Annotated in this window: 6 protein-coding genes; 5 read left to right on the forward strand and 1 reads right to left on the reverse strand. The window is 68.4% G+C overall.

The features are described from left to right. Window positions 1-147 (reverse strand): TetR/AcrR family transcriptional regulator (locus ADL12_RS19090; protein ID WP_167364413.1); only part of this gene is annotated, 147 nt, incomplete at its 3' end. Between the two features lie 136 nt (window positions 148-283). Between ADL12_RS19090 and ADL12_RS19095 the strand changes: the two genes are divergently transcribed. The 5 genes from ADL12_RS19095 to ADL12_RS19115 all read left to right on the forward strand — a co-directional run bounded on the left by ADL12_RS19095 (window position 284) and on the right by ADL12_RS19115 (window position 5,568). Beyond that, window positions 284-571 (forward strand): hypothetical protein, encoded by a 288-nt coding sequence (locus tag ADL12_RS19095; RefSeq protein ID WP_062703878.1) that lies wholly within the window; start codon window positions 284-286, stop codon window positions 569-571. Continuing rightward, complete coding sequence (locus tag ADL12_RS19100) at window positions 568-1,503, forward strand: alpha/beta fold hydrolase (RefSeq protein WP_062703879.1); 936 nt, start codon at window positions 568-570, stop codon at window positions 1,501-1,503. Before ADL12_RS19095 ends, ADL12_RS19100 begins: the two co-directional genes overlap by 4 nt. Window positions 1,504-1,570: 67 nt before the next feature. Next, entirely contained in the window at window positions 1,571-2,587 is a 1,017-nt protein-coding gene (locus ADL12_RS19105; protein ID WP_062703880.1) for an NAD(P)/FAD-dependent oxidoreductase, read from the forward strand. A 250-nt stretch (window positions 2,588-2,837) separates the two neighbouring features. Next, window positions 2,838-3,842 carry an NmrA family NAD(P)-binding protein gene (locus tag ADL12_RS19110; protein ID WP_208614567.1) on the forward strand — a complete coding sequence of 335 codons (1,005 nt, stop codon included), beginning with the start codon at window positions 2,838-2,840 and terminating at the stop codon, window positions 3,840-3,842. A gap of 94 nt (window positions 3,843-3,936) precedes the next feature. Next, window positions 3,937-5,568: an MFS transporter gene (locus ADL12_RS19115; RefSeq protein WP_062703881.1), complete on the forward strand. Its 1,632-nt coding sequence runs from the start codon at window positions 3,937-3,939 to the stop codon at window positions 5,566-5,568. Window positions 5,569-5,861: the final 293 nt, after the last annotated feature.

Raw genomic sequence — 5,861 nt, forward strand, 5'->3', positions numbered from 1 at the left:
GTCGAACGCGGCATAGAGGCTGCCGCGGCCCAGGCCGGTCGCGGCGCTGATGTCGTCGACGCTCGTGCCGTTGTAGCCCGAAGCGCGGAACTGCCGCTCAGCGGCATGCAGGACGTGGTCACGGTCAAAGCTTCGTGGTCTCGCCATACACCGAAGATACGGCCGATCCACCGTATTTGACAACCCAGTACAGAACCGTCTAGGTTTCTGACTGTTCAGTAAAAAACCGTGCTGAGCTCACCGGACAGGCTGCGTGCACGCCTGGCGCGATGGAGGGCAACCCATGCCTTTGAACTCCTCCGTGCCTCCCGGCGTTGCGACGCCGTCCAGGCCGGCAAGGCCCGGTCTGGTCCTCGCGATCCTGGCGACGGCGAGTTTCATCGCCGTACTGGATCTGTACATCACGAACGTCGGGCTGTCCTGCATCGGCCGCGGTGTCCGCGGGTTCTCGCTGTCGAACCTGAGCTGGGTGCTCGGCGCGTACGCGATCACCTATGCCGCTTACTTGCTACTTGGTCCGGGCTTGCCAGACCGCGACGCCGCGAAGGCGGCTTGGAGGTTGAACTCATGACACAGGTGACCCAGCGACCGCCCTTTGGCGAGGACTCCCCGGCCAGGGGGTCCCGGGCGAGCGACCGCGTCCGTCATCGGACGGTTCAGGCAGGCGGACTGGAGGTTCCGATCCTTGAGGCCGGCAGCGGGCCGCTCGTTGTGCTCCTCCACGGGTTTCCCGACCATGCCGCCAGCTGGACAGGGATCCTCGACCGCCTCGCGCAGGAGGGGTACTGGGCGGTCGCGCCCGCACAGCGCGGATACTGGCCCGGCGGCGTGGCCCCCGACGGCTCCTACAACATTGCCTCGACCGGCCAGGACGTCCTGACCCTGATCGAAGCGCTCGGGCGTGAGCAGGCGGATCTCATCGGCCACGACTTCGGCGCCGCGGCAGCGTACGCGGCAGCGACCCTCGACCCGAGCCGTGTCCGCAAGCTGGTCACCATGGCGGCGCCCCATGGCCGTCAAACGATGAACGCCTTGGTCACCGACGGTGACCAGCAGCGACGCAGCTGGTACATGTTCTTCTTCCAGTCAGCCATGGCGGAGGCGGCCGTCGAGCACGACGACTTCGCCTTCATCGACCGCCTCTGGCGGGAATGGTCACCCGGCTACGAGCTGCCGGACGCGGAGCGGGCCGCGCTCAAGGAAACCCTGGGTGCTCCAGGGGTCCTGACCGAGATCCTGGGCTACTACCGCCAGTTGTTCACGCCCCCCGCGGACGAGGCGACCCAAGCCCTGCAAGCCCGAACCTTCGGCGCCATCACCGTCCCGACGCTGTACCTCCACGGTGCCGACGACAACTGCTTTTCCGTGGAGGTGAGCGACGGCATGGACGACCTGTTCACCAACGTCTTCGAACGCATCGTCATACCCGGCGCAGGGCACTTCCCGCACGTCGAACAGCCCAAGACGGTCGCCGACCACATCCTGGGCTTTCTGAACAGCTGACCCCCTGCAACCACCCAGAACTCGAAGGGCTGACCGAACCATGACTGACAAGGAAAGGCAGGAGGCCATGACTGCGACGGCTCCTGCGTACGAGAGCGACGTACTGGCCGAGGGGACCGTCGACGCGGTGGTGATCGGCGGGGGCGCCGCGGGGCTGAACGGTGCACTGATCCTCGCCCGCTCCCGCCGCTCGGTCGTCGTGATCGACAGCGGCTCCCCGCGCAACGCGCCAGCGGAGGCCGTGCACGGCCTGCTCGCCCTGGACGGCACCCCGCCGTCCGAGATCCTTCGACGCGGCCGGGAGCAGGTGCGCCAGTACGGCGGACGCGTCATCCACGGCGAGGTGGCCTCGGCCGAGTCCGCCGCCCCGTCGGCGGACGGGGACCTGCGGTTCACCGTCACCCTGGCCGACGGCCGCCACATCACCGCTCGCCGCATCCTGGTGGCCACCGGCCTCAAGGATGTGCTGCCCCAGGTGCCCGGGCTCGCCGAGCACTGGGGGGACAGTGTGGTGCACTGCCCGTACTGCCACGGCTGGGAGGTGCGTGATGAGCCCATCGGCGTCCTCGCCACCGGACCGGTCTCCATCGAGCACGCGTATCTGTTCCGTCAGCTGACCGAGGACCTGACCTACTTCACCCACGGCACCGACCTGGACGAGGACAGCCGCGCCCGCTTCGCCGCCCGCGGCATCCGCGTCATCGACACCCCGGTCACCGAGGTCGTCAACGACGCCGACGGTGCCCTCGCCGGGGTGCGCCTGGCCGACGGCCAGGTCGTGGCCCGCCGCGTCGTCGCGGTCGCCGCGCAGCTGCAGGCCCGCACAAAGGGCCTGGAAGGTCTGGGCCTGCCGGTGCAGGACCTGCCGAAGGGCCGTGGTTTCGCCTCCGGCACGGCCGGCGCCACCGAGGTGCCGGGTGTGTGGGTGGCCGGCAACGCCACCGATCTGGTCGCCCAGGTCGGGGCCTCCGCAGCGGCCGGCGTACTGGCCGGCGCCGACATCAACAGGATGCTGACCATCGCGGACACCGACGCCGCCCTCCAGGAGATCGCCGAGGCAAGCCCCACAGCGGCCACTCGATGATCTTGAAGCCCTGAGATCTCAGCCCGTCACCCGCTCGCCTCACCTTCAGCGGTGAGGAAATCGATCTGTTTTCCCGTCTGGAAACTGATCAGTTTCCAGACGGTTTTCAGTCATGCCCAGCAAGCAGGCAGCAGGACCGTCGCGCCGAGGTCAGCGCCACCCTCCTCGACTTCCTCGCCCCGCCTCGACGACTTCACATCCTCGGCTTCCTGAACGGCCGACCCACCCCCACCAGATGGAGGACACAACAATGACGGAACGCAATCCCATTCTGATCACCGGCGCCGGCGGCCAAATCGGTGGCGTGAGCAGGCTGATGGTCGACATGCTGCTCGAACAGGGCCACTCAGTGCGCGCGTTCGTGCGACGGGACGACGAACGCGCGCAGTCGCTGCGCGAGGCCGGGGCCGAGGTCTTCGTCGGCGACCTGCTCAAATTCGCGGACGTGGCCGCCGCGCTGAAGGGTGTCCGGCGCATCTACTTCAGCATGAGCCTGTCGCCGTACTACGCCGATGCCCTCACCCTGATGGCCGCGGCGGCGCGAGCCCAGGGCGACATCGAGGCCTTCGTGCACATGTCCGACTACGAGCAGTCGTACATGACGCTCGAGAAGATGACCACACCGGATGAGGAGCGGCGTTCTTGGCTCGGCGGACTGGTCACGGACTGGTCACCGCAGCAGCGGGCGCACTGGGTCTGCGAGCAGGTGCTGGACTGGTCCGGCCTCCCGACCGTCAACGTGCGTGCGACCCTGTTCGTCGAGAACGCCTTGATCACCTGGATGCAACAGGGCCCGCTGAGCAACGGTGAACTGCGCCTGCCCTTCGGCAACCAGCGGCTCGCGCCCATCGCCGCTCACGACGTGGCAGAGGTGTGCGTGAAGATACTGGTCGACCCCGCACCGCACATCTCGAAGTCCTACGAGCTCACCGGTCCGGAGCTGAAGGACATGTACGGGTTCGCTGAGGACTACGCAGCCGCGCTGGGACGCCAGGTCGCCTACATCCCCGAGGAATTGGAGGCCTGGCACGAGGCCTTCGTAGACGAGACCTTCCTGCGGGAAACCCTGGGCGACACTGCGGCCCAGCACGTGGCGGCGCACATGAAGACCCTGACCAGGCTGGTCGCCGGCGGGCGGTACGACGTCGTCACCAACCAACTGGAAACCCTGCTCGGGCGCCCACCGCGGACCATGCGGTGGGCGCTGCAGAACAATGCTCACCTGCGCGAGCTGGCGGTTGCCCCGAACCACTGAGCGCTCCGGAGCAAGACATGACGCCACCCGATGGCCAAAAGATGGCCAACTAAGTGATTCCGCTCGTCTGCCCCGTCCCTTTCAGGAGCTACTGATGTCCTTCCTTGCGAATACCCCCGTGGAGAAGATGCCCGGGCCTTATGCGCGGCGCTGGTGGGCGCTGCTCGTGCTGTGCCTGAGTCTGCTGATCACGGTGATGGCGAACACGTCGCTGATCGTCGCCGCCCCCGACATGACCACCGACCTGGGCCTGAGCAGCAGTGATCTGCAGTGGGTCGTCGACAGCTACACCGTTCCGTACGCGGCGCTGATGCTGGTGCTGGGCGCGATCGGCGACAAGTACAGCCGGCGCGGCGCGCTGGTGCTGGGTCTGCTGATCTTCGCCGGCGGTTCGGTGATGGGGAGCATGGTCGACGAGACCTCGCTGGTCATCGTGGCCCGCGCGATCATGGGTGTCGGTGCCGCGGTCGTGATGCCGGCCACGCTGTCCCTGGTGGTCGCGACCTTCCCCCGGAGCGAGCGGACCAAGGCCATCACCGCCTGGGCCGCGACCTCCGGACTGGCGGTAGCCGTCGGCCCGCTGGTCTCCGGCTGGCTGCTTGAGGACCACGCCTGGGGCTCGACCTTCCTGATCAACGTGCCGATCGCCGTCCTCGCCGTGTTCGGCGCGCTCGCCCTGGTACCGCCGTCCAAGGCGGAGGGCATGGGCCGGATCGACTACGTCGGTGGTCTGCTGTCGATCGTCACCGTCGGCTCCCTGATCTACGCCGCCATCGAGGGCCCGCACTCCGGCTGGGGCGTCGGCCCCGTCACCGCCGCCGTGGTCGCCGGTGCCGGTCTGGTCGCCTTCGTCGCCTGGGAGCTGCGGCACCCGCACCCGATGCTGGACGTCCGCAAGTTCGCGCTGCGGCCCTTCAGCGGCTCGATGCTCGCGGTGCTGTTCTTCTTCTTCGGTATGTTCGCCGTGATCTACTACGTGACGCAGTTCCTGCAGTTCGTCCTCGGCTACGGCGCCCTGGACACGGGTGTACGGCTGCTGCCGCTGGCCGGTGCGGTGTTCCTCGGGTCCGCGCTGACCGGGATGCTCACCCCGAAGCTGGGGGTGAAGCCGATGGTCGTGACCGGCATGGCCGTCGGCACGGCGGGCATGTTCCTGCTCACCCAGATCGACAAGGGCTCGACGTACGGGGACTTCGTGGCGCCGATGATGATGTTGGGCCTCGCGCTCGGACTGGCCATCTCCCCGGCGACCGACACGATCATGGGTTCCTTCCCCGAGTCCGAGCTGGGCGTCGGCGGCGGTGTCAACGACACCGCGCTGGAGCTGGGCGGGGCGCTGGGCATCGCGGTGCTGGGCTCGCTGCTGGGCACGGCCTACCGCGACGAGCTGACCGACCTGGTGGGCAACCGGCTCCCGGCGGAGGCGATGGAGACCGCCAAGGACTCGGTCGGCGCCGGCCTGGCCGTCGCGGAGCGGGTCGGGCAGGATCCCTCCGCCGGGCCCCAGCAGGCCCAGGCCGCCGTGGACGCCGTCCACCAGGCCTTCGCCCACGGAGTCGCCCAGACCAGCCTCATCGGCGGGATCATCATGGCCGCCGGAACACTGATCGTCCTCGCGCTTCTGCCGGGCCGGCGCGGGTTCGCGAGGAAGAGCGCCGAGCCGGGGGCCGGGACGACGGCGAGCGAGGCGGCGACTGTACGGGAGCACACCGGGGCCACCCGCTAGATCGTCGGCGGGGCACGAAGGCAGAAGGTGCTCTGACAGGGTAGCGGATCCGTCCCGCGTCGCTCGCCCGGTTGTCGGTGATCGGTGACGCGTCTTGTCGAGCTTCTTCGAGCTTCTTCGACCTGCTCCGGGGCGCGCTTGACCTCAAGTTGACTTGAGATTTTACGTTGCTTGCGCGGGCCCATCCAGGGCCGAATCGCGGACTCTCCCGACCACCCGGAATCGAGGCACCTCCATGTCCCAGTCCCCGCGCACCCTCACCTCCCAGCCCCCGCGCGCCCTCGCCCCCCAAT

This window comes from Streptomyces regalis, assembly GCF_001509475.1.
GTDB lineage: Bacteria > Actinomycetota > Actinomycetes > Streptomycetales > Streptomycetaceae > Streptomyces > Streptomyces regalis.